Origin of the sequence: Paenibacillus sp. FSL L8-0638 (assembly GCF_038593075.1) — a bacterium.
Classification (GTDB): domain Bacteria; phylum Bacillota; class Bacilli; order Paenibacillales; family Paenibacillaceae; genus Paenibacillus; species Paenibacillus polymyxa_D.
In genome coordinates this window covers 3,625,042-3,648,402 of record NZ_CP151960.1, presented here as the reverse complement: position 1 = coordinate 3,648,402, position 23,361 = coordinate 3,625,042, and the positions used below count along the sequence as shown (strand labels likewise).

20 protein-coding genes are annotated in these 23,361 nt (G+C 46.3%); 14 read left to right on the top strand and 6 right to left on the bottom strand.

Features of this window, described 5'->3' with window-relative positions; translation table 11 throughout:
- Positions 1 to 71 precede the first annotated feature (71 nt).
- Together MKY35_RS16180 and MKY35_RS16175 are read left to right on the top strand one after the other, a co-directional pair.
- The gene (locus tag MKY35_RS16180) at positions 72 to 629 is read left to right on the top strand and encodes a hypothetical protein (RefSeq protein WP_013310940.1); all 558 of its coding nucleotides are present in this window, start codon (positions 72 to 74) and stop codon (positions 627 to 629) included.
- A gap of 79 nt (positions 630 to 708) precedes the next feature.
- On the top strand, positions 709 to 1,014 hold the full coding sequence (locus MKY35_RS16175; protein WP_007431055.1) for a DUF1292 domain-containing protein: 306 nt from the start codon (positions 709 to 711) through the stop codon (positions 1,012 to 1,014).
- A gap of 107 nt (positions 1,015 to 1,121) precedes the next feature.
- On the opposite strand, the gene MKY35_RS16170 is transcribed toward MKY35_RS16175, so the two are convergent.
- Positions 1,122 to 2,597 carry an aminotransferase class I/II-fold pyridoxal phosphate-dependent enzyme gene (locus tag MKY35_RS16170; RefSeq protein ID WP_029517663.1) on the bottom strand — a complete coding sequence of 492 codons (1,476 nt, stop codon included), beginning with the start codon at positions 2,595 to 2,597 and terminating at the stop codon, positions 1,122 to 1,124.
- A 187-nt stretch (positions 2,598 to 2,784) separates the two neighbouring features.
- Here MKY35_RS16170 and MKY35_RS16165 point away from each other — a divergent pair, with 187 nt between their 5' ends.
- Positions 2,785 to 4,068, top strand: coding sequence for an MFS transporter (locus MKY35_RS16165; RefSeq protein ID WP_029517662.1), 1,284 nt, complete (start codon positions 2,785 to 2,787; stop codon positions 4,066 to 4,068).
- 25 nt (positions 4,069 to 4,093) lie between these two features.
- Here MKY35_RS16165 and MKY35_RS16160 read toward each other — a convergent pair whose 3' ends face one another.
- Complete coding sequence (locus tag MKY35_RS16160; protein WP_165150291.1) at positions 4,094 to 4,726, bottom strand: DUF1054 domain-containing protein; 633 nt, start codon at positions 4,724 to 4,726, stop codon at positions 4,094 to 4,096.
- A 279-nt stretch (positions 4,727 to 5,005) separates the two neighbouring features.
- On the opposite strand from MKY35_RS16160, the gene MKY35_RS16155 reads away from it, so the two are divergent.
- Positions 5,006 to 5,605, top strand: coding sequence for a hypothetical protein (locus MKY35_RS16155; protein ID WP_039270817.1), 600 nt, complete (start codon positions 5,006 to 5,008; stop codon positions 5,603 to 5,605).
- A 173-nt stretch (positions 5,606 to 5,778) separates the two neighbouring features.
- Positions 5,779 to 7,185, top strand: a complete 1,407-nt coding sequence (gndA, locus tag MKY35_RS16150; protein ID WP_013310934.1) for an NADP-dependent phosphogluconate dehydrogenase — start codon at positions 5,779 to 5,781, stop codon at positions 7,183 to 7,185.
- A gap of 248 nt (positions 7,186 to 7,433) precedes the next feature.
- Here the strand turns inward: gndA and MKY35_RS16145 are convergent, their stop codons facing one another.
- Positions 7,434 to 7,739, bottom strand: a complete 306-nt coding sequence (locus MKY35_RS16145) for a rhodanese-like domain-containing protein (RefSeq protein WP_010345522.1) — start codon at positions 7,737 to 7,739, stop codon at positions 7,434 to 7,436.
- 268 nt (positions 7,740 to 8,007) lie between these two features.
- Between MKY35_RS16145 and aroA the strand changes: the two genes are divergently transcribed.
- The 4 genes from aroA to ptsP all read left to right on the top strand — a co-directional run bounded on the left by aroA (position 8,008) and on the right by ptsP (position 13,697).
- A complete protein-coding gene (aroA, locus tag MKY35_RS16140; protein ID WP_342444225.1) occupies positions 8,008 to 9,300 on the top strand; it encodes a 3-phosphoshikimate 1-carboxyvinyltransferase in 1,293 nt (430 codons plus the stop codon).
- Positions 9,301 to 9,333: 33 nt separating this feature from the next.
- Positions 9,334 to 9,768, top strand: coding sequence for a CoA-binding protein (locus tag MKY35_RS16135; protein ID WP_069010574.1), 435 nt, complete (start codon positions 9,334 to 9,336; stop codon positions 9,766 to 9,768).
- A gap of 303 nt (positions 9,769 to 10,071) precedes the next feature.
- On the top strand, positions 10,072 to 11,955 hold the full coding sequence (locus MKY35_RS16130; protein ID WP_023989337.1) for a glucose PTS transporter subunit IIA: 1,884 nt from the start codon (positions 10,072 to 10,074) through the stop codon (positions 11,953 to 11,955).
- Positions 11,952 to 13,697 carry a phosphoenolpyruvate--protein phosphotransferase gene (gene ptsP, locus MKY35_RS16125; protein WP_342444224.1) on the top strand — a complete coding sequence of 582 codons (1,746 nt, stop codon included), beginning with the start codon at positions 11,952 to 11,954 and terminating at the stop codon, positions 13,695 to 13,697. Before MKY35_RS16130 ends, ptsP begins: the two co-directional genes overlap by 4 nt.
- A gap of 193 nt (positions 13,698 to 13,890) precedes the next feature.
- On the opposite strand, the gene MKY35_RS16120 is transcribed toward ptsP, so the two are convergent.
- A complete protein-coding gene (locus MKY35_RS16120; protein WP_029517654.1) occupies positions 13,891 to 14,421 on the bottom strand; it encodes a type 1 glutamine amidotransferase domain-containing protein in 531 nt (176 codons plus the stop codon).
- A 338-nt stretch (positions 14,422 to 14,759) separates the two neighbouring features.
- On the opposite strand from MKY35_RS16120, the gene MKY35_RS16115 reads away from it, so the two are divergent.
- The 4 genes from MKY35_RS16115 (at position 14,760) to MKY35_RS16100 (ending at position 17,577) form a co-directional block, all read left to right on the top strand.
- Complete coding sequence (locus MKY35_RS16115) at positions 14,760 to 15,206, top strand: hypothetical protein (RefSeq protein WP_039270826.1); 447 nt, start codon at positions 14,760 to 14,762, stop codon at positions 15,204 to 15,206.
- A 101-nt stretch (positions 15,207 to 15,307) separates the two neighbouring features.
- Positions 15,308 to 15,649, top strand: a complete 342-nt coding sequence (ytxJ, locus tag MKY35_RS16110) for a bacillithiol system redox-active protein YtxJ (RefSeq protein WP_069010576.1) — start codon at positions 15,308 to 15,310, stop codon at positions 15,647 to 15,649.
- A gap of 107 nt (positions 15,650 to 15,756) precedes the next feature.
- A complete protein-coding gene (gene ccpA / locus MKY35_RS16105) occupies positions 15,757 to 16,764 on the top strand; it encodes a catabolite control protein A (protein WP_029517652.1) in 1,008 nt (335 codons plus the stop codon).
- Between the two features lie 114 nt (positions 16,765 to 16,878).
- Positions 16,879 to 17,577 carry a 5'-methylthioadenosine/adenosylhomocysteine nucleosidase gene (locus MKY35_RS16100; RefSeq protein WP_025724019.1) on the top strand — a complete coding sequence of 233 codons (699 nt, stop codon included), beginning with the start codon at positions 16,879 to 16,881 and terminating at the stop codon, positions 17,575 to 17,577.
- A gap of 13 nt (positions 17,578 to 17,590) precedes the next feature.
- On the opposite strand, the gene MKY35_RS16095 is transcribed toward MKY35_RS16100, so the two are convergent.
- Complete coding sequence (locus MKY35_RS16095; protein ID WP_069010578.1) at positions 17,591 to 18,223, bottom strand: GNAT family N-acetyltransferase; 633 nt, start codon at positions 18,221 to 18,223, stop codon at positions 17,591 to 17,593.
- 240 nt (positions 18,224 to 18,463) lie between these two features.
- Here MKY35_RS16095 and acsA point away from each other — a divergent pair, with 240 nt between their 5' ends.
- Positions 18,464 to 20,179, top strand: coding sequence for an acetate--CoA ligase (gene acsA / locus MKY35_RS16090; RefSeq protein ID WP_342444223.1), 1,716 nt, complete (start codon positions 18,464 to 18,466; stop codon positions 20,177 to 20,179).
- Positions 20,180 to 20,268: 89 nt separating this feature from the next.
- Here the strand turns inward: acsA and MKY35_RS16085 are convergent, their stop codons facing one another.
- On the bottom strand, positions 20,269 to 23,292 hold the full coding sequence (locus MKY35_RS16085; protein WP_342444222.1) for a transglycosylase domain-containing protein: 3,024 nt from the start codon (positions 23,290 to 23,292) through the stop codon (positions 20,269 to 20,271).
- Positions 23,293 to 23,361 lie beyond the last annotated feature (69 nt).

Below are 23,361 nucleotides of genomic sequence, written 5' to 3'. Positions count from 1 at the left end.
TGTGCGGCTGAGCTAGGTATAAATGTACGACAGAAGGTTTTTAACAGATGACGATGGAGGGATTAGTAGTGATGAAATGGAGAAGAGTGATGGCCCTAATGATGGCCTTTTCAATAATGGGAGGGACCGCCATTTCGGCGGAATCCGCCAAGGACCAAGTGCAGTTGATTATTAATGGAGAGGTGTCAAAAGATGGTGCAGTTGTCATTGATGGGAAGACCTATGTGCCCATCCGTGATTTTAACGGACTTGTAAATTTTGATCCATCCGGTGGAAAAGTTGTTTTCGACCAGCCTAACGTGCATATGTTCCTGTTCAAGGGAGATACTGTGTTTGGTAACGTGAATAAAGGCAATAAAGTGAAATTTAATGTATTTAGTCAAATTGATACCTTGAAAACAGATATCTCCGGAGTGAAGGTAGCGATCACCGACCCTTCGGGCAACGTGAAGGATATTCAGTCTCAAGATATCAAAGGAGCGCAAAAGGATAACTTCTGGTTCCGTACGAACGACTTTACGTATGATTTCAAAACAGCAGGGAATTACCGGGTTGGTTTCTACATTAAAGAGAGCAAAGACGGCAGCTATACCTTGGTGTCCGAAAAAGTCATTACAGCGATAAATTAGGCATACCACAAATTGACCTGCACCCTTGATCATGTTACGATACGGGGGAAAATAAAACAATTTGAAGGTAGGTATTTCCATGAGTGATCACAAACATGAACACGGTGAAGCCTGCAACCACGATCATGACCACGAACATGAAGAAATGGTTCTTACGCTAACTGATGAAAATGGTAAAGATGTAGAAATGGTGCTGGTAGAGACCTTTGATGTAGAAGATCACGTTTATGCTCTTCTGCTTGAGCGAGGCAATCCCGAAGCGGATGGCATTATTCTTCGTATGGAAGAAGAAAACGAAGAAATGGTGCTTTACAATATTGAGGACGAAGATGAGTGGAAACGTGTAGAAGCTGCATATAGCGAGCTTGTTGCCCAATACGAATAGAATTGGATGTAGTAGCTGTTATAGTTATTTAAGAAAAAAGCCCCCAAATGGAGGCTTTTTTTCTTGACTATCAATATATTTTGTAAGCATGTGTTGTCCGATCAATATTATGAAATAGCGTCAGTCTCGACGATAACCTTCACCTGATGTACTGTTCGGTCCTCGGGTCCTTTAACAGGCAGGCCTACTTCTACATGATCAACAATATAATCAATATTGTCCTGCGAAATAACTTCTCCTGGCAGTAAGATCGGAATACCCGGTGGATACACATAAATGAATTCTGCAATAATGCGACCAGCAGATTCCTTGAAGGGCACGATTTCCGTATCTCCATAAAAAGCGTCTCTTGGAATGAGGGAGAGCTGAGGGATATCTGGTATCTTTACAACCAGCTCATGCTCCTGACCTGTGGAATAGTGCAGAGAAGCCAGCTCACGCAGAGCTTTCAACAAAATTTCAATTTCCTCTTTGGTATCACCAGGGGTCACCAAACAGAGAATATTGTACATATCGCTAAGTTCAACCTCGATATTATAGTGATCTCTCAGCCAATTTTCCACATCGTATCCGGTAAGGCCCAAATGGCGGATATGAACCGTAATTTTGGTTGGATCATAATCGTAGGTAGCTTCCGTGCCGAGAATTTCACTACCAAAGCAATATAGCCCTTCAATCTTGTTAACCTCTGAGCGGCAATATTCAGCCAAATCAAGGGCGCGTTGTGCTATTTCATGACCGTTAAGGGCCAGATTACGTCGGGATGTGTCTAACGAAGCCAACAGAATATACGAAGTCGACGTTGTTGTCAGCATACTGAAAATCGTTTGTACACGCTGGGGATTAACGAATCCGTTTTTCGTATTTACATTCAGGATTGAGCTTTGAGTCAAGGAACCACCCAGCTTGTGAACGCTTGTAGCTGACATGTCTGCTCCCGCCTCCATGGCGGACATCGGTAGATCAGAGTGAAAATGAATCAGTACTCCATGAGCCTCATCGACCAGGACCGGCACATTATAGCTGTGAGCGAGATCTACAATTTCCTTCAAATCGGCGCACACACCGTAATATGTCGGGTTGATAACAAGGACGCCCTTGGCGTCAGGGTGGCGTTCCAATGCCCGGCGTACGGACTTGGTTGTAACCCCGTGGTGAATACCGAGATTCTCATCACTGACTGGAGAAATGAATACCGGCTTCGCACCAGCGAAGATAATGGCAGACATTATAGATTTGTGTATGTTTCGGGGTACAATAATTTTATCACCAGGCATGCAAATCGACATAATCATGGTGATGATGGCTCCGCTTGTCCCCTGTACACTGTAATACGTATAATCAGCTCCGAAGGCCTCTGCTGCAAGCTTTTGAGCTTCTTCGATGACGCCTGAAGGCTGATGCAGATCGTCCAATGGAGCGATGTTGATCATATCTATGGAAAAGGCATTATCCCCCATAAATTCGCGAAATTCCGAATCTGCTCCCACTCCCTTTTTATGACCTGGGATGTGAAATTGAACCGGGTTGCTCTGAGCATGCTTTTTCAAAGCAGTAAAAAGCGGGGTGTTGCTTTGATTCATTAGTGTTGTCACAACCTTTCGTGCAGGATTTCGACAATCCTGTGCAAGTGATAATAGAACAAAATTGAGTATAGCAGTTTAAAGTAGGAATGCAAGCGATTGAGGGCGCATTTATTTGCGAAAGAGTGGAGTAGGCGGAGAACCCGGTCTTTATAGCCAAAAAATGAAGGTGGAGGATGTGGATTAGATGAGACAAATAGGACGAAAAAAAGCTCCGCAGCGGTTGTGGACTCCTTTTTTTACTAAATTATGGGTTTTGGTATTTCTGGTCGAATTTATGAAAGGATCTCTTCTGGTATCCATCCTGCCGGTATATATGGGAGAAACGCTTGGTTTGTCGGCTGGGGTTATTGGTTTGGCCTTTTCACTTCAGTATTTTGGAGACAACGCGTTTCGGGCACCGGCGGGCTGGATGGCTGAACGACTCGGCTACCGGGGAACGATGTCGACCGCGCTGTTGTTTACGCTTGTAGCGATTATTATGCTGAGCGTACTGACAGAGCCTGTGTGGCTCGTCGTCGCGTGTCTGCTGCTCGGTCTAGGCACTTCTCCGCTCTGGCCTTGTGTTATGACCGGAACGACTGAAATGTCCGGGCCTAATAACAGCAATGGCGCGGCGATGGGTACACTGGAAATTGCGTCTATGGGCGGAACAGGATTGGGCCCGCTCATTATGAACTTCGCCATATCCCACTATGGACATTCTTACGGCATGGTGTTCATGATGTTGATAGGATGCAGTATTGTGTTGTTGTTGGTTGCTCTCATGCTGCCAGGACCGAAAAGGTCTGCTGACAAAGTTGACCTCGAACAGAGCGCTCTAGTGTCGTCTGATGGGTACATAAAGCAGAAGCGGGGGATTCTAAGGGGAATCCAAGAGACGATCGGCGTACTCAAAACAAAGCTTAACGTCAATCCGTTAATTTACCCGGCGCTGTTTTTGCAGTCTTTTGTTATCGGTTTGATCAGCCCAGTACTTACGCTATACGCTCGGACGGACCTTGGGATTTCACCGAACCTGTACAGCGTGCTCCTGATTGCAGGCGGTGGGGTGACTGTGCTGGCACTGATCCCTTGCGGCAAATTGGTCGACCGACTTGGAACGGAGTATTTTCTACATGTTGGCTTTTTGTTAGCCGGAATTACGCTGTTTTTCTTCTCAATCGTTCGATCTATTCCGCTGGTGTTTGTATCCGTAGCGCTTATTGGTTTGGGATATGCGCTCATTTTGCCTGCATGGAACACGTTTCTTGCCCGACTGATTCCGGAAAACGAGCGAGCAACGGTATGGGGCTTTTTTTTAACACTTCAAGGCTCCGGCATGGTTATAGGCCCGCTCGTTTCAGGAGTGCTATGGGACCGTGCTGGACACACAGCTCCATTTATCATCAGTGGGGTCGTGATGCTGCTCATGTTTGGCTGCCACTTGGCTCTGGCGCGGAATCCACGCAGGAAGACTGTGGAGGCCTGAACAGCGCCTTGAAAAGCAGCGAGGGCTACTCTTTTGAGAAAGACATTCGGTACAGCGGCAGCAAATGCTCAAAGGTGGAACGCACCGTCTGCAGCAATGCTGCTCCGTCACTGGCGAGAGGGTCATTACGATCAATACGGAGCCCACACATGACCTCGGCTTTTTTTACCTGTTGCAGCTTGTGGATGATCGTTTGAAACTCTTCAGTGTCCATGTGCTGCTGTTCTGTACCTTCTGGAGCCATATGATCCATGGACCAGTAAAAATGGCCCGGTATGTTAGAGCGCACATCGCTCAGGTTGGCTTCAAGCGCCTGGGCAAACGTTATTTTATTGGGACTTTCATAAATGACTGCGAATATGACGAAAATATGGGAAGCAAACATACCTACCTCGAAATGGGGCAACGCCTTATACCCGCGCTTATTTGCCGCCCAGGCTACCCATGTATCTATCGGGGGATTGACTTTGCGTCGTGCATGCTTGGCAACGTGAACATACATAGGCTCCCCACATAAGTCTGTTAGAAATGGAGCTAATTCCTCGCCAATCGCTTCCAGCTTGGGCCGAATCTGCTGAATCAGCACTTCCATACGAGGCTCCAACCCCGGTATTTCAAAAACATCGAAGTCCTTTGCAGTAAATCCACTAAATGTCATTCCTTTTCCTCCTGTAAATGGGTTAAGCCATGTCGTGTGGCGTAATATGTCCGATTATAGCATAATGTCAGCGGGCTTGACCGACTTTAGGCCAGGCTCGGTACAAGCATATAAGGCAAAAGTAGGATTGTGCGCTGTTACTCATAAAAATAGGTCAAATAACCAAGTACCCTTACATAAAATGAAGTATAAAATAGAGCAAGGGAAGATCAAGCGGGAAAGCCGCAGGCTTGCTGTAGCCGGACTTCTTGAATCGGACTTGAAAAAGGAGGGAATGCCGTGAACAAGGGCTGTGAGGTAGAATATTGCAATCTAGAGCTCCGGTTTAGCCGTCGGCATATCCATAATCTGATCAAGGATTTGATATCGGAAGGGTATTCGCTGTACTGGAGCGAGGATGAGTCGTATCTGGTTTTGTCGGTGAGAACCGGGCGCAAGCTGGTGAAGCTCCGTTTTCAACAATTGCGCACAGGACACTACAAGCTGGCTGGAGATTATGTAATTCGCGATGCCAAGCTGGCTGAGTGGCTGGAGAAGCTGATTGGAAGCACCCGGGGCCATGCCATTGTCAAAAGAGTCAAGGACCATCATATTTTAGTAGAAAATATTTTGTTTGGTGAGGTCATTCGTCTGGTCGAGGTTACAGGCTTTAAGCAGCGTGTTATTTATCAGAAGGGACCGGTGCTGTCAGCACAGGAAATGGAGGATATGTACGCTTCCAATGAAGGAGAAACCCGACTGCTGCTGCTTAAAATGGAAGTGGACGATGCATTGGAGAAGCTGTTCACAGCGATGACAGATGGAGATAAGGCTGAAATCGGGAATTGCCATGAACGCCTGCAAACGCTATCCCACCAACTGCTGATGATGGAAGCGTAGTACATCTGAACACCTCATGTAAATGGGGTGTTTTCATCTGTGAATAGACAGGGGTTCACTTCTTACACCAAAAACGTTAAAATAGAAGTGCACGTATTCCGATTCACATAAAGTGTAATGCGGTAAAGCGGCGATATAGAAGACAAAATATGTTGCAAAGGATGAGGAACCAGATGGCAAAACAGCAAATTGGTGTGATCGGCCTGGCGGTAATGGGTAAGAATTTAGCCCTTAATATTGAGAGCAGAGGCTTCACTGTCTCGGTTTTTAATCGTTCTCCAGAAAAAACGCACGATCTTATCAAAGAAGCAGAAGGTAAAAAACTGACGGGTACTTTCTCCATTGAAGAATTTGTGAACTCATTGGAATCGCCCCGTAAAATCCTGATCATGGTTCAAGCCGGTAAAGCTACAGATGCCACGATTGAACAGCTTGTGCCTCATCTGGACAAGGGCGACATTATTATAGACGGAGGCAATGCCTACTTCCCTGATACACAGCGCCGCAGCAAGGAGCTGGAGGAAAAAGGACTTCGCTTTATTGGTACAGGCGTGTCCGGTGGTGAAGAAGGTGCCTTGAATGGTCCTGCGATCATGCCGGGTGGACAAGAAAGTGCCTATAAACTGGTAGAGCCGATTCTAACGGCAATCTCTGCTAAAGTGGAAGGCGACCCATGCTGTACATATATTGGTCCCGACGGTGCTGGTCACTATGTAAAAATGGTGCATAACGGTATCGAATACGGTGACATGCAATTGATCGGTGAAGCGTATCACCTGTTAAAATCAGTCCTAAACGTGAATGCAGAAGAGCTGCATGAAATCTTCACGGAATGGAATAAAGGGGAACTGGACAGCTACCTGATCGAAATTACAGCTGACATCTTCTCCCAGTACGATGCTGAAACAGGTAAGCCAATGGTAGATGTTATCTTGGATGCTGCAGGTCAAAAAGGTACAGGTAAATGGACAAGCCAAAGCGCTTTGGATCTGGGTGTGCCATTGTCCATGATTACTGAATCTGTATTTTCCCGCTTCTTGTCTGCTATGAAAGACGAGCGCATTGCGGCAAGCAAAGTGCTGAGCGGTCCTAATGCTGAGTCCTTCAGCGGCGACAAGAAAGAATTTATCGAAAGCGTACGTAAAGCACTGTTTGCAAGTAAAATTGTGTCCTATGCTCAAGGTTTTGCTCAAATGCGAGCAGCTTCCGATGAATATGATTGGGATTTGAAATACGGAAAAATCGCTATGATCTTCCGCGGCGGTTGCATTATCCGCTCGCAATTCCTGCAAAATATCAAGGATGCATATGACCGCGATCCTGCCTTGAAAAACCTGTTGCTGGATTCTTACTTCAAAAATGTAGTTGAAACGTATCAAGATGCATGGCGTCAAGTGATTTCCGTGGCTGTATCCCAAGGTATTCCAGTGCCTGGTTTCTCCAGCGCGCTTGCATACTATGACAGCTACCGCACTGAGCGTTTGCCAGCAAATCTGTTGCAAGCACAACGTGACTACTTTGGTGCCCATACGTTCAAACGTGTGGACAAAGAAGGCGTATTTCATCATCAATGGTTCTAATGAACGGATGGATATGCATGAATAGCATTATGTAATACAACGGAAGCTTTTTTGCCCTATGGGTAGAAGAAGCTTCCGTTTTTTAATTTATAATTATGGATACGATTATGATGGCAGTAGAGGATTGTGTAATCTTTTGGCGCTATGTTATGATAGGGACAAAATATTTTAATGCATTACCGCGTCTAAGCTTTGAGTTAAAACAAAAAAGACGGGAAGGTTCCCGTCTCTTTTGTGAAGTAGGTATTCTATTGCTCCTGTGACCATTGCAGCATGCCGCCAGTCATGTTAGTACAGCCTTCATAACCTAGCTGCTGTAGATATTCGCAGGCTCGTTCACTGCGATAACCGCTCCGGCAAATAAAGATAATTTCACCGGTGCGTTCAATTTCTTCAAGACGACCCGGAAGCTGTCCGAGCGGAATGTGCTTGGCACCTTCAATCATGCCTTCCGCTACTTCTTCCGCTTCGCGGACGTCAATTAGTTGCAATTGCTCTCCTGCTTGCAGACGTGCGCGCAACTCAGAAGGTTCAATCAGGGCGATTTGCGTCATGGCCGGACCTCTTTTCTGATATATAATGGGTGCTGCGTATGTTTTTGAGGTGTGCAAAATGTCACACACACTCTATGTATGATAGCTAAGCTATCTCTAGGCTGTCAATCGGCTTAATCCTGAAGGCAGGTATAGATTAAATAACCGACGGGATTCACTCGGGTGGCCTAGATTAATATTTCTTATTTTTTGGGTGGAGAAATGAATGCTACAACTTGTATAATTAACGTATAATAGGATGGTTGAACCGAAAAGGAGCATGTACATTATGGATGTTATCGTTAGACCTACCCCTTCCTTACAAGGAGATATTGGGGCCCTGTCCTCCAAAAACTACACTACTCGTTATCTGCTCACTGCGGCACTTGCTGAGGGACAAAGTACCATTTATTATCCTGCCCATAGTGAAGACAGTGATGCTATGCGTCGTTGTATCGCCGATCTGGGTGCAGTACTGGAAGAGGATGATGAAAAAATAGTTATTACAGGTTTTGGTAGCCATCCTCAAGCTGTGAAGGAATTGAATGTGGGAAATGCAGGAGCGGTGCTCCGTTTTTTGATGGGTATTGCATCTCTATGTCCGGATGTTACATTTGTTAATACATATCCCGACTCATTGGGCAAAAGACCACATGATGATCTAATCGATGCACTGGGGCAATTGGGTGTGAAAGTAGACCATCGTGAAGGTAAGTTGCCAATTCGTATTCAGGGTGGTCAGGCGAAAGGCGGTAAAATTCAGGTGTCCGGCTCGGTTAGCTCACAATATTTGAGCGCCCTGCTATTCCTTACGCCTTTACTGGAGGAAGACAGTGAAATCGAAGTGCTGCATGATTTGAAATCCAAGGTGGTCATTGGGCAGACTCTGGAGGTATTGCAAGAGGCTGGTATTATCATTCATGCAAGCGATGATTATATGTTTTTCCGTGTCCCGGGACGGCAATCCTATCAGCCACGTACGTATACGGTACAGGGAGACTATCCAGGGAGTGCAGCGGTGCTGGCGGCTGCTGCAGTAACGAATTCCGATGTTACCATCCATCGTCTTAAGGAGCAGAGCAAACAGGGAGAACGCGCTATCGTAGATGTGCTGCGCATGATGGAAGTACCACTGACACATGAGAACGATACCGTCGTTGTGAAGGGCAATGGTCGATTGAAAGCAGTTGAATTTGACGGTGATGCTGCAACAGACGCTGTGCTCGCAATGGTGGCTGCGGCTGTATTTGCTGAAGGCACGTCCCGTTTTTATAACGTGGAGAATTTACGGTATAAGGAGTGTGACCGCATTACCGATTATTTGAATGAGCTGACCAAGGCTGGAGCTCGGGTAGAAGAACGTCAAGCGGAAATTATCGTACATGGCAGACCGGAGGGTGTCGAAGGTGGCGTGGAAATTAACGCGCATTTTGATCACCGTGTTATTATGGCCTTGACGATTGTAGGTTTACGCGCACAGAAGCCGTTAGTGATCAAGGATGCACATCATGTTGCCAAATCGTATCCGCAGTATTTTGACCATCTAACGGCGCTTGGTGCTTCTGTAGAATGGGTAAAGTAAAAGCAAACGAAGATACGAATAGGAGGGAACAGGATGGCTTTTGAAAATCCGTCGAGAGAAGAGATTAAAAGCATTTTGGAACAAGTAGGCAATATTGCGGTTGTTGGTTTGTCTGATAAATCGGACCGTACCTCATACATGGTTTCTTATGCCATGCAGAAACGGGGATATCGGATTATTCCGGTTAATCCTGCGGCGGCAGGGCAAACGATTCTTGGGGAGACTTGCTATGCCAGTCTTGCTGAAGTACCTGAGCCTGTGGAGCTGGTCAATGTATTCCGCCGCAGTGAATACTGTGCAGAGGTTGCGCGTGAAGCAGCTGCTATTGGAGCTAAGGTTTTGTGGCTTCAACAGGGAATTATAAGCCAGGAAGCCGCTGACATTGCGCAGGAGCATGGAATGACGGTTATTATGGATCGTTGCATTAAGGTGGAGGACTCAGTGACCCAGGCTGTGCGTAAAGGATAAACATGGATCAGTAATCTGTGCTATACGCAGATGAATAAAAACCTTCTTCCCTTGCTTCACAGGGTTGAAGGTTTTTGGTGCGAAATGAGGAATATGGTACAGTATATTATCCTCTCGGGAATCCATATAATGTATGTATGCCTTGTTGATGAAATGGATTTAAACGGATTCATAGTGTTATCTTGTGATGATAAAGCTTTGGACCTGTAGTAGCGTAAATAAATATTTTTGCAGGATGGAATCATTGCTTTGACAAAAGTATTTATTCGGCTTACCATCAGGGATAGAAAGGAGAGGAATGCCATGAATTGGCTCGGATCCTTACAACAGCTCGGTCGTGCTGTCATGCTCCCGACGATGGTGCTACCAGCCGCTGCAATATTGCTAAGTCTCGGCAGCCTTCCTTGGTCGACATGGGGATTCCCCATGGTGTCTGATATGGCAAATGCGGCAGGACACGGGATTTTTTATTTTTTGCCATATTTATTTGCGGTTGGTGTTGCCCTGGGTATGTCGAATCAGGCAGGTCAGGCGGGACTGGCAGCATTGGCTGGTATGGCTATATACGATCAGGTCACATTGAGATTTGGAAACGGACTCATTCAACCAGCGACGCTCATTGGTATCATTTTGGGGGTCATTTCAGGGGTGGCCTATAATCGTTTCAAAAGCATCAAATTGCCCGAGGTGCTTCAGTTTTTTGGGGGTACCCGATTTGTTCTGCTGCTTATTGGCCTCTTCTCGGCTGTGTTTGCAGGACTCATGCTAATTATTGCCCCACTCATACAGAGAGGGCTGCAATTTATAGTAGGTTTGGAATCGAGCTTGGGCGGCTTTGGACTGTTTATCTACGGTATTCTATACCGACTACTGGCGGCCTTTGGTCTTCACCATCTGCTTAATAATATTTTTTGGTTTCAACTGGGTACATATAAAACGCCGTCTGGTAACGTTGTACAGGGAGATTTACCCCGGTTTTTTGCTGGCGATCCGACAGCGGGCTATTTCATGTCCGGGTTGTTCCCCATTATGATGTTTGCGATCCCTGCCATTGCGCTGGCGATCATTCAGGAAGCGCGTGAAGATTTGAAGCCAAAGGTGCAAAAAACATTTTTGACAGCTGCGCTTGTTTGCTTTTTTACTGGAGTGTCGGAACAGATTGAGTTTGCCTTTTTATTTGCTGCTCCTTATTTGTTCCTCGTGCATGCAGTAATGTCTGGGCTGGCCATGTGGCTTACCTTTGAGCTGGACATTCATCACGGATTTTCCTATTCGGCGGGTTTTATAGATTATGTCCTTAATTTTCATCTCTCACATAACGCCTGGTTGTTAATTCCAGTGGGAGTCGCGTACGGGCTTGTGTATTATGTACTGTTTCGATGGGCTATCCGGCGGTTCCGTATTCCAACTCCTGGGCGCGAGGAAGGTTCGGTTCTGGAGGATTGGGCCGGCAATATTCCTTATAGTGCTCCGCTTATTTTGGAAGCACTTGGCGGGAAGGAAAATATTGTGCAGGTAGAGGCCTGCATCACACGTTTGCGGCTGACCGTCCACAATGACAGGCTGATTGATACCGGAGCGATGAAGGCTTTGGGATCGGCTGGGCTTATCAATCTGGGTGGGGGTAATTTGCAGGTTGTATTCGGAACGTATTCAGAACTGATTCGTGAGGAAATCGCGAAGCTGATGGAGCGTGATCTCCCTCAAATTTTGTTCAACGCTCCTGTACATGGAAAAATGCTACCGATTCATGAAGTGCCTGACAAAATTTTTGCGACGAAGCTGGTCGGGGACGGTGTTGCTTTTGTTCCTGAACGTGGTGAACTTGTGTCTCCAGTGTATGGTACTGTGATGCACTTGTATCCGACTATGCACGCTTTAGGCATCTCCACACGAGAGGGACTTGAGGTTCTGCTCCACATAGGGATTGATACTTCACAGCTAAAAGGGAATTTTACTGCTATGGTAGAAGCAGGCGATACGGTGGAACCGGGGCAATTGCTGATCAAATTTGATTTGCAGGCGCTGCGAGAGCAAGCTCCATCGCTGGTGACTCCTATGGTCATCACGAATCCGGATCGCGTCAAGTCGTGGAGCTTTGCTCCGTTTAAAACAGTGAAAAAAGGTCAGGCCTCGGTAATGTCCGTTGTGCTGCATGACAGGAATGTTGGAGGGGTAGAAACATGATAGAAGGCATCGGCGCCGCAGCAGGTGTGGCAATCGGGAAGGCATTTGTCCTGCCGAGCTGGGAGTGGGATTTACCTGATCAAAAAATGGATGCGGTAGATCTTGCAAAGGAATTTGAACGTTTGTATGAAGGGATACGCACATCCAAAAGTGAAATCCAGTTTATTAAGGATGAGTTTCGAGAGATGGTGGGGCCAGAAGAATCCAGCATCTTTGATGCTCATCTTGCGATATTGGAAGATCCGGAATTCATGAATGAAATTCGTGGAATTATTGAGCGTCAGTACAAGGCGGCCGAGGTGGCCGTGAAGGAAGCCATTGATCATTTTGTGACAATGTTTGATTTACTGGACGATGAATATATGAAGGAGCGGGCAATCGATATCAAAGATGTGGGGAACCGGTTACTCAAGCATTTGCTGGGTGCACCGGAGGTGACTCTTCCCAAGGACACACAGCCCTATATTCTGGTAGCCAAGGAGCTCTCACCCTCCCAGTCGGCACACTTGAATCCTAGCTATGTTTTAGGGATTGTAACTATGAATGGTGGTAAAACTTCGCATTCTGCGATCATGGCCCGTGCACTTGGGATTCCACTCGTTTCAGGACTGGAGAGCAATCTGAATTTGCCCGTTCAAACGGGAGACATAATGGTTGTGGACGGAGACCTGGGCAAAGTTTATGTGAATCCGGAAAAAGCGGTAACTGATCATTATAAAATTTTGCGCGACGAGCAGCGACGCAGAAAAGAGCAGCTTCAGGTACTTGCTTCTGTAGATGCTGTGACCAAGGATGGAACCACCCTGAGGCTGGCGGCCAATATTAGTTCGATTAAAGAGCTGGAGGCAGCTTTGAAGCATGGCGCTCAAGGTGTAGGACTGTTCCGCACGGAATTTTTATACATGGATCGCAAATCTGCTCCAGATGAAGAGGAACAGTATGAAGTATATCGGCTGATAGCGGAAAAGGCAGGAAACCACTCCGTAGTTATCCGTACATTGGATATCGGTGGAGATAAGCCGTTGGACTATCTTCAACTACCAGAGGAAGAAAATCCTTTTCTGGGTTACCGTGCTATACGGATCAGTCTGGATTGGAAAGAATTGTTTAAAACCCAGTTGACTGCAATTTTGCGAGCCAGTGCAACGGGAAATATCAAGGTAATGTATCCGATGATCTCATCTGTAGAGGAGGTCCGCCAGGCAGATGCTCTTTTGAAGGAGGCTATGGCGGATTTGGATGCAAGAGGGCTTGCCTATAATCCGAACATTCAGCGAGGAATTATGATTGAGGTACCGGCTGCAGCGATGATCGCTGATTTATTGGCAGCTGAAACCAATTTTTTTAGTATCGGAACGAATGATCTGGTTCAGTATGTGCTGGCTGTAGACCGTATGAATGAGCAGATTGCACATATGTACCATCCATACCATCCAGCTGTACTTCGAATGCTGCGCATGACTGCACAAGCGGCACATCAAGCAGGAATTGATGTGAGTGTATGTGGTGAGATGGCTGGAGATGAACGGTCCGTTCCGCTTTGGCTGGAACTGGGGATACATCAACTCAGCATGTCTCCCCAATCTTTATTGCGGGTCAAGCATCGTGTGCTGAATACGACTGCATCTGAGGCAACGACGGTCGCTCAGGTTTGCTTTGGCATGTCCACTGGTGCAGCGATTGAAGACAAGCTGACTGCAGCTAATGTCAGCTGCACTCCGGCCGGGCCTGGACGGCAGTAATATGTAATGTCCGCAAAGCTTCGCAATTAGCATACACCTTTGGGGGGAGCCAATAACTCCATACTGTTAGACTTGTCGTGGCAAACCTTAATGGCGTAGCATGGTTTGGACGAAAAAGAACCTTCAAAACCACCTCATTCATGGTTTTGAAGGTTCTTTTTTCATCTTGTTGACAGTCTGTTGTGATTACGGTTTAGGTGTTATCTGCTAACAAATCGCAGAACGCTTTTCCGTAAGGTGGAAGATCAGGCGGCCGACGAGCAGAAACAATATGTCCGTCCGTCACAACAGCTTCATCCTTCCAGGTAGCTCCTGCATTTTCCATATCATCACGAATACCTGGTGTGGAGGTTACCGTAACACCATCCAAAATTTTAGCAGAAATCAGTACCCAGCCTGCATGACAGATTTGTCCAATCGGCTTATGAGCAGCATGAAACTCCTGTACGAGTTGAATGACCTTGGGATAACGGCGCAGTTTATCAGGTGCCCAACCGCCAGGGACAAGAATCCCGTCATAATCACTGCTATTCAGTTCCTCAAAGGCATATTCCGCTTCAGCAGGTACGCCATATTTTCCAATATATTTTTTACCCTTTTCCGCACCGGCTAAATGCACTTCTGCACCTTCTTCACGAACACGGTAAATTGGATACCACAGCTCCAGATCCTCGAATTCCTCATCCACTAGGGCGATAACCTTTTTTCCGGCAAGTCTTGACATCCAACCATCCTTTCGTGCGTCACATGATGACACCTCTGTTTTGTAATCTGTACTTTTACATCTTAAGAAAAAGAACGCCCGAAGTCCATTCCTTCGCAGATTCTTATGTTAGTAGTCTGCTCTTTGACGGCAATTGTCGTCATTTTCTGACCCGCCAAAGCTTTGGTAATTTGTTCATAGCTGCAACGTGTGGAAGGATTTGAAGTCCCAAAGTCGAAATAAAACAAGGTATGATAGATTTAATGGAGTTAACAAATATTTATTAGACTAGTAGATAGATATATTTGGATTCTGATGAGATCCTCGTATAGTTTGATCCTACGTAATGAGGTGGTTAAATGCAAAAGCAATGTCAATGTGGCAAACCGATGGGACTGGAACTGCGAAAGGTAATCTATGCGGACAAGGTTGAAATTTTGCACGTCCCTGTATTCTCATGCTCGTCATGCTTTTCCAGTGAGGTTTTGCAGCATGTGACGAAGGACATTAAGGCACTATTACAAAGTCTAGGGAGCAAACCTACGGCGCGGAGAATTTCTTTTGCTCGCAACAATGAACTGGCAGAAATCATTCGCAAGCTTGTACTGGAGGAAGCGGACAATCCCAATGTAGATTGGCAATCTGCTTTGGAGGAGCGGATGGAGCTTCGAATTAATCTCTTACTGGATCTTTATCGCTATGCGAGAAGTCTGGGAGACGAAGATTGGATGAATGATGTAGAGAAAAAATTGGTCCAATTATCCGGTTTTACCAGTGAATCGGTATTTACGAATACAAAAAACTAAAAAATATGAAAATTTTCATGGTCACCATTGGATTTTACATGTTCTTTTTGTTACGATGGGAATAGGCCATACGACAAGACACAGAAAGGAATGTATATCCAATGGCGACGATGACAAAAATGACTACTGTTCAACAATTAGATACGGCTCTGGAAGCGTCATCAGACAAGCCGTTGCTTCTCTTTAAACATAGCACACGTTGTCCGATAAGTGCAGGCGCATATCAGGAAGTGGAGTCCTATTTGCATGACGCTCCCAACGAAAATATTGAATACGGTATCATTTATGTAGTAGAAGATCGGCCGGTGTCCAATGAAACCGCGGACAGGCTTCAGGTGAAGCATGAATCTCCGCAGGCCATTTTAATCAAGGGCGGAGAAGCTGTTTGGCATACATCCCATTCGAATATTACAGCCCGTGCACTCCACGATCATCTCACATAGATAGAATGTGTGCTGTCGTTGCATAAAGTAGTATTTTGTCGTATCATGGTTCTAATTAGTTGATCTAGGATTCGGTTGAAAATTTATTGGCAATGGAGAGAAGGAATGTGACGGTAACGATCTATGATGTAGCTCGCGAAGCTGGTGTCTCAATGGCCACAGTGTCCCGCGTAGTTAACAATAATCCTAATGTGAAACCTCAGACCCGCAAGAAAGTGTACGAAGCGATTGAACAATTGGGATATCGCCCAAATGCGGTCGCTAGAGGTCTGGCCAGCAAGAAGACAACGACCGTCGGCGTGGTTATACCGGATATATCGAACTCAATTTTTGCAGAAATTGCACGCGGTATTGAGGATATAGCGAATATGTATCACTATAATATTATTTTGTGTAATGCCGACAAGCGAAAAGAAAAAGAGATTCGTGTCATCAACACATTGCTTGAAAAGCAAGTGGATGGTCTTCTGTTCATGGGTGGTACAGTAACGGACGAGCATATTCAGGCGTTCCATACAGCTGCGGTCCCTATCGTTCTATGTGCAACGAGTGATGAAAAAGGAAGCTATCCTTCGGTCGATATTGACCATGAAGCGGCTGCTTTTGATGCAGTAAACACGTTGATCCGCCATGGACACCGTCAAATCGCAATGATCAGTGGTACGCTTCAAGACCCTGCAAACGGCTATGCACGTTTCCAAGGTTACAAGAGAGCATTGGAAGCAGCCGGAATTGATTATCAGGAGGATCTCGTGCGAATCGGGAACTACCGTTATGAATCTGGTGTTGAAGCCATGAAATATTTTCTCGGCCTGAAGAAGAAGCCAAGTGCGATTTTTGCTGCAACGGATGAAATGGCAATTGGTGCGATCCATAGTATTCAGGATGAGGGATTGAAAGTTCCTGATGATTTTTCGGTAATCAGTGTTGATAATATTCGTATGGCCTCTATGGTTCGTCCTCAGCTGACAACCGTCGCGCAACCGATGTACGATTTGGGTGCGGTAGCGATGCGTTTGCTGACCAAGCTGATGAAAAAGGAAAACGTGGAGAACCCTCGCGTTATTTTGCCGCATGAAACTATTTTGCGGTTGTCAGTTAATTATTTAGACTAGACGCAGTGCTGAATAGGATATACCTTCGATGAAAGCTCCTTTGATGGAGCTTTTTTCGTGGATATAAAGCTTCTTCTGGACATCATCATCAAACTAAGAATAGAGGGATGCGTAATGAGCCGACTTTATGGATTAATGGGTGCTATGGATGAAGAGATTGAATTGCTGCTGGCAGCGATGACGGAAGCGAGTAAGACGGTCAAGGCTGGAATCACTTACACTACAGGAATCATTCACGGGCAAAGAGTCGTCGTCTGTAAATCCGGTGTAGGCAAGGTTAATGCTGCGGTAACAACACAAATCCTGATTGATCATTTTGGTGTAGAACAGATTATATTCACGGGAGTGGCAGGGGCGGTTCATCCTGATTTAAACATTGGGGATATTGTCATCTCATCAACATGTATGCAGCATGATATGGATGTAACGCCTTTGGGTTATGCCAGAGGGGTCATTCCTTATCAGGACACCTCAGAGTTTGTGGCTGATCCCGAGCTTGTAAGTCTAGCTGAGCAAGCCTGCAAATCGTTTGGCGATCGGTATATTGTCGGCAAGGTACTTTCTGGCGATCAATTTGTTGCAAATCGTGAGTTAGTGACTGCATTGCATCAGGAAATGGACGGCGCTTGTACCGAAATGGAGGGTGCGGCTGTGGCTCAGACAGCTCATATGAACGCTGTGCCTTATGTTGTACTACGATCTATGTCAGATAAGGCTGATGGATCGGCCCACGTTAATTATGCTGAATTTACGGTAGAAGCTTCACATCGTTCGCATCGTATTGTGGAGTTCATGCTCAAGCATTTGGGCTAATGGTATAATTTTTTTAATACATGAATCTTCGGACAAATCGGATATGGTCAAACTGCTCTTGTGATGCGAGGGGCACATCCTTTCCCATTCGTACCATCAGACAGTTAGCAGGATGTGAGCATATTTCAGGATCATCCGTGGCGTACCAGACCATATCTACAGTTTTCATTAGACGCTCCATCATGCGGCGGTATTCCCATACGGAGAGACCGCTGCCTTTTAAATCCCAATGCCAATAGTATTCGGTCGTAAAAATAATATAGGATTCAAGCTGTCCATCCTCAAAGGCAATCCGAATCATTCGGCTACCCAGGCCTAGACCACGATAGTCATCGGCTACCTCAACAGCTCCGAGTTCCAGTAAATCCTTCATGCCAGCTTCCGACCAGCGCTCCATCTCATCTGGGTAATGAAAAGTAACATATCCCAAAAGGGTTTCCCCGTTATGGGCAATGATAATTCTGCCTTCTGGCAGTTCCGAAATATCCACCAACGCGTCGAATTGCTCCCTTGGTTTGCGAAAGGCATCTAATTGCTTGTGCATTTGAAATGAACGCAGTTGATCCGCGGATACGGGGCCTTCTACATAGATTGTTTGTCCGTTATGATCCAGCGTATCCGAGTGGTACAGTTTTAAATGCTGCATACGTACGCCCTCCTTGTTCGCCATGAGCTCGTTCCTCATATCCCATACTTATAGCAAAAAAACAATTAAATGAAAAGGATGGTCGTCACATCGTGACCTATGATATACTGTTTTAGACATAAAATGTTCACAATTTAAATCAACCAGTAAACCAAAGGAATCTATCTGCTTTATTGATTTTTGTAAGCGTTATCTTGTCCTGCGTGTTTCTCATTAATCCATTGTGAGGAGGCTGAACGCATGAAGATTGAAGAACTCCAGACTGTAGTTCCCACATCCAACATGGGTCCGTATGAACAAGCTTACAACAACTTTCAGTGGGAGGATGCAGAGCGTCATTTTACGTGGTATGAAACAGGCAAGGTAAATATGGCACATGAAGCCATTGATCGACATGTACAGGAAGGACGGGGTGAGAAAGCGGCACTATTGTATTGTGACGCAAACCGTCATGAAACCTACACCTTCTCTCAGCTTCGTGCTAGCTCTAACAGGTTCGGAAATGTGCTGCGCAAATACGGTATTGGTAAAGGGGAGCGGGTGTTTATTTTCATGCCACGTTCACCTGAGCTGGTTATTAGTTTACTTGGTGTTCTAAAGGTAGGGGCTGTTGTCGGTCCCTTGTTTGAGGCGTTTATGGAAACTGCGGTTAAGGATCGATTGGAGGATAGTGGGGCAGTGGCATTAGTGACCACACCTGCGCTTCTGTCACGGGTAAAACGTGAGGAGCTTCCTGAGCTACGGCATATTTTTGTGGTTGGTGATATGGATGAACGCGAGCAGGGAATTATCGATTTTGAGACAGAAATGCTTACGTCCTCAGAGGAACTTGAGCCTGAATGGTTGGGTCGTGAAGATGGATTAATTATTCACTATACATCAGGCTCAACAGGCAAGCCCAAAGGCGTGTATCATGTGCAAAATGCAATGATTCAGCATTACTATACTGGCAAAATGGTGCTGGATTTGCGGGAAGATGATGTGTATTGGTGTACTGCTGATCCTGGCTGGGTCACGGGAACGTCATACGGTATTTTTGCTCCATGGCTAAATGGAGCGACGAATGTCATTCGTGGGGGGCGTTTCAGCCCGGAAGACTGGTACCGTACGATTGAGCGTCACGAAGTGACCATATGGTATAGTGCTCCTACAGCGTTTCGGATGCTGATGAGCGCAGGGGAGCAGGTTGTTTCCAAATATGATCTCAGCAGTCTGCGGCATGTATTATCCGTTGGGGAACCGCTGAATCCCGAAGTGGTGCGATGGGGATGGCAAGTATATACACAGCGCATTCATGATACTTGGTGGATGACGGAAACAGGAGCACAGTTGATCTGTAATTACCCTGAGCTGCCGATTAAGCCGGGTTCGATGGGAAAGCCACTCCCAGGTATTCAAGCTGCTATTTTGGACGACAGAGGGCAGGTGTTGCCTCCTAACCGAATGGGTCACTTGGCGATCCGTACACCATGGCCATCCATGATGAAACGTATATGGAACAATCCGAACAAGTTTCAGGAATATTTCCGCTTTCCCGGTTGGTATGTATCGGGTGATTCAGCTTACATGGATGAGGACGGATATTTCTGGTTTCAGGGTAGGATTGATGATGTCATTAACTCCTCTGGAGAGCGAATCGGCCCTTTTGAGGTGGAAAGCAAGCTTCTGGAGCATCCTGCTGTAGCGGAAGCCGGAGTCATTGGAAAACCAGATACCGTGCGGGGAGAGATTATCAAAGCTTTTGTTGCACTGCGTGAAGGCTATGCACCGTCTGAAGCTTTACAGCAGGACATCTATCGCTTCGTTAAGGAAGGGCTGTCTGCCCATGCTGCTCCACGCGAAATTGAATTTAAGGAAAAGTTACCCAAAACCCGCTCTGGTAAAATTATGAGACGCGTGTTGAAAGCCTGGGAGCTTAACCTTCCTACAGGTGACTTATCTACCATAGAGGATTGAAGTACTGTGTATATTAGAATTAAAAAAAAGGAGTCTCCAAAGCCTTAGTGGCTAAGGGGACTCCTATCACTTTCTGCTCTTGTCTTCAGTTATGGACGGACGGCTCCGGAAGGAGCCGATTCCCCCATGGCATTCATGGAAGTGACACGAAACCAGCCTTTTGGCTTTTTCCTCGACTTATATTCAAAGCTGGTAGATGCGGTAGAGCCTATATTTGTAAAAGGCTCCGCACCGCTTTCGCTGTAATACACGTTATAGCCTGTAATAGCGTCCGCCGACTTACCTGCGCTCCATTGGAGCGCTACGGATGAGCCTGCGGCTTTAGCTTGAGGCTGTCCAGGGGCAGTAGGGACTTCTGTAGGCTGCGCACCTGTTCCATCTCCCTCGCCCGGAACGTCTGGAGACTCAGAATCTGCAGGTGGCACTACAGGTGTTGCGCTTGCTTTCGTGCTTGGACCGGACTCATGGCCGCCCACATCAACGGCGGTCACGTAGTAGCTAGAGCTGCTGCCCCCAGGGCTGTCAGAGAACACCTTGGAGCCGTCAGCCATAACGACCTTGCCAAGCCGTTGGAAGCTACCCCCATCTGTAGAACGATACAGACGGTATCCTACGACGTCGCTGTTTCCGCTTGGGCTAAAGCTGATTATGGCTTTACCATCACTATAGCTTACGTTGACGCTAGATGGAGCGTTAGGAGCTGCTCCATCGTCCTTGCGTGGATCAATCTGAGTAGGAGCTTCCTTATCTGCATCCTGAGGCAGATAGTAGGACAACGAATTATGTCGTCTCATCACCTTAAAGGCTTGCTGAAGCTCTTTAATCAATTCTGAGATTGACTTTTCCCGTTTCCTAACGGTCCGTTCATATAACATATCATCCGGTGTACCATCGCGTGGAATATAATTCACACCTTGGTAGGTAATATATTTCGCACGACTCACACCATTTTCACTGTTTTTAGGTGGATACTTACTGTTATAAATGTCCGAACCATACGCGGATGCTGTACGGCTTACAATGCCGTCAGGTCTCTTGAAGCTGTCCGTTTGGAACAACTGAGCATCTTTAGCTGTTACTTCATTCATGATTAGAGCCCATAAGCGGCGAGCCCGCTCTTTTTGGACTTTCGTTTCAAGCTTATTGACAGGTTGCTTGTAACCAACCCATACACCCAGTGTGACGTCAGGCGTAAAGCCCTCGAACCAAACATCAGTGTAGGATTGCGTAGTGCCTGTCTTGCCGGCAATCGGAATCTTGCCGGATTGATCAAAGTTCCGCTTCACCAGTCTGCCTGTGCCTTCCGACACGGCTGTACGCAACATATCTGTCATCAGGTAGGCGGTTTGCGGTGAGAAGGCCTGCACAGGATTAGGCTGATGCTTGTATATAATATTGCCTTGCGAATCCACAATCTTTTCGATCATATAGGCGTCATTAAACACACCGCCATTTGGAATGGCTCCATATGCATTCGTAAGCTCCTCGACGGTCACCCCATGGGCCAAGCCGCCAAGTACACCCGTTTGGGCGTTGTTATCACTGGATTCCAAGGTGGTGATGCCCAGCTTCTTGGCAAAAGCCCAGGCTTTGCTGATCCCTACTTTTTCGTTAAACAGCTTGAGTGCTATCGTATTGAGCGATTGATTCAGTGCATAACGCGCCGTGACCAATCCTTGATAGCGGTTGTTAGAATTTTTCGGAATGTGATACCCATTACTGCCATCCTTCAAAATAATAGGGGCATCATCCACGATACTACCAGGCTGCACAAGACCGCTGTCCAAAGCAGGGAGATAGGCAGCAATCGGTTTCATTGCCGAACCCGGCTGACGAACCATCTGGGTGGCATAATTCATCTGCTCCTTTTGGAAGTCCCGACCTTCCATCATTCCAAGAATGGCGCCTGTTTTATGCTGAATCAGAATAGCCGCTGCTTGTTCGTCACCCTTGGTTTTACTAGTGGCAGAGAAGTTATTCTTATTTTCTGCAATTTGACGCATAGATTTGTATACGCTCTTATCAATGGTGGTGTACACCATATAACCGCCTGTGCGAAGCTGCTGTTCAGCTTCTTTGAGCAAATCATTATCGTCCTTGGTTTTGGCATCTGCACTGGCATTAGCTGCTTGACCCGGATTGGTGACAGACATGAGTGCCTGCGCAGCTTGTCGTTCTGTTTCTATCATAAGATATGGATAGGTGTTATAAGCCTTAACAGTACGTGGTGCGAGAGATTTTTTGATATCAAAAGCCATCGCTTCATCATACTGTGCTTTATTGATTTTGTTCTCCTCCAGCATTCGACTGAGCACCAGGTGCTGGCGGTTGATGGCTCTTTTAAAGCCAGCTTCATTAAACTCACCCTTACCGTTGTAAGCAGAATAGGAAGAAGGAAGCTGTGGCAAACCTGCCAGATAGGCAGCCTGGGCTATATTAAGCTCGTTCAGATCATTCTCATTAAAGATACCTTTGGCCGCTGCTTTAATGCCAAAGACGTTGTAACCGCTTGAACCGTTACCAAAAGGTACTTTATTAAGATAGGCCGTAATAATTTGTTGCTTGCTTAGGAAGCGCTCAAGGCGCAGAGACAGCAAAATTTCTTTGACCTTGCGATCATCCGTGCGATCGAGATTTAGAAAGACACGACGCGCAAGCTGCTGGGTGAGGGTACTACCCCCGGTTTGTACGGATTCATGCAGCGCCTTTTGCTTCACAGCACGCAGTGTTCCCGATAGATCGACACCTTTATGCTCGTAAAAATGATTATCTTCAATGGCAATGACTGCGTCAATGACGAGTTGTGGAATCTCCTTAAACGTGACAGGTCTTCGATCTTCTTCTGTCCGGAGTTGTCCGATGGGAGAGCCATCATTGAAATAAGCGAAGCCTGTAATTGCATTCTTATCTACTTCCTGTAGGATCATGGATCTGGAACGCACGGGTTCGCTTTTTACAATAGAAGCAACATAGCCGGCGGCCGCTCCTCCTGCAAATAGTGCCCCCATAAAACCGATGATGACGACCCACTTTATGACACGGCCGAGCCTTCGCATGGTTGTCCGCAAGCGGGAAGGCTTTGGCTCTGATACATTGTTTTTTTCTTCAACCATTAAGTCTTCCTCCTTTATAACAGCCATTATTATAGCATAAAATTACAAAATGAACCCATATGCTAAAAA

Bases quoted from the DNA above. Each gene is read 5' to 3' on its own strand.
- ytxJ (WP_069010576.1), top strand. From the start codon at position 15,308: ATGGCGACGATGACAAAAATGACTACTGTTCAACAATTAGATACGGCT.
- aroA (WP_342444225.1), top strand. From the start codon at position 8,008: ATGGATGTTATCGTTAGACCTACCCCTTCCTTACAAGGAGATATTGGG.
- MKY35_RS16095 (WP_069010578.1), bottom strand. From the start codon at position 18,223: ATGCAGCATTTAAAACTGTACCACTCGGATACGCTGGATCATAACGGA.
- MKY35_RS16175 (WP_007431055.1), top strand. From the start codon at position 709: ATGAGTGATCACAAACATGAACACGGTGAAGCCTGCAACCACGATCAT.
- MKY35_RS16115 (WP_039270826.1), top strand. From the start codon at position 14,760: ATGCAAAAGCAATGTCAATGTGGCAAACCGATGGGACTGGAACTGCGA.
- gndA (WP_013310934.1), top strand. From the start codon at position 5,779: ATGGCAAAACAGCAAATTGGTGTGATCGGCCTGGCGGTAATGGGTAAG.
- ptsP (WP_342444224.1), top strand. From the start codon at position 11,952: ATGATAGAAGGCATCGGCGCCGCAGCAGGTGTGGCAATCGGGAAGGCA.
- MKY35_RS16160 (WP_165150291.1), bottom strand. From the start codon at position 4,726: ATGACATTTAGTGGATTTACTGCAAAGGACTTCGATGTTTTTGAAATA.
- MKY35_RS16180 (WP_013310940.1), top strand. From the start codon at position 72: ATGAAATGGAGAAGAGTGATGGCCCTAATGATGGCCTTTTCAATAATG.
- MKY35_RS16085 (WP_342444222.1), bottom strand. From the start codon at position 23,292: ATGGTTGAAGAAAAAAACAATGTATCAGAGCCAAAGCCTTCCCGCTTG.
- acsA (WP_342444223.1), top strand. From the start codon at position 18,464: ATGAAGATTGAAGAACTCCAGACTGTAGTTCCCACATCCAACATGGGT.
- MKY35_RS16145 (WP_010345522.1), bottom strand. From the start codon at position 7,739: ATGACGCAAATCGCCCTGATTGAACCTTCTGAGTTGCGCGCACGTCTG.
- MKY35_RS16165 (WP_029517662.1), top strand. From the start codon at position 2,785: ATGAGACAAATAGGACGAAAAAAAGCTCCGCAGCGGTTGTGGACTCCT.
- MKY35_RS16120 (WP_029517654.1), bottom strand. From the start codon at position 14,421: ATGTCAAGACTTGCCGGAAAAAAGGTTATCGCCCTAGTGGATGAGGAA.
- MKY35_RS16100 (WP_025724019.1), top strand. From the start codon at position 16,879: ATGAGCCGACTTTATGGATTAATGGGTGCTATGGATGAAGAGATTGAA.
- MKY35_RS16135 (WP_069010574.1), top strand. From the start codon at position 9,334: ATGGCTTTTGAAAATCCGTCGAGAGAAGAGATTAAAAGCATTTTGGAA.
- MKY35_RS16130 (WP_023989337.1), top strand. From the start codon at position 10,072: ATGAATTGGCTCGGATCCTTACAACAGCTCGGTCGTGCTGTCATGCTC.
- MKY35_RS16170 (WP_029517663.1), bottom strand. From the start codon at position 2,597: ATGAATCAAAGCAACACCCCGCTTTTTACTGCTTTGAAAAAGCATGCT.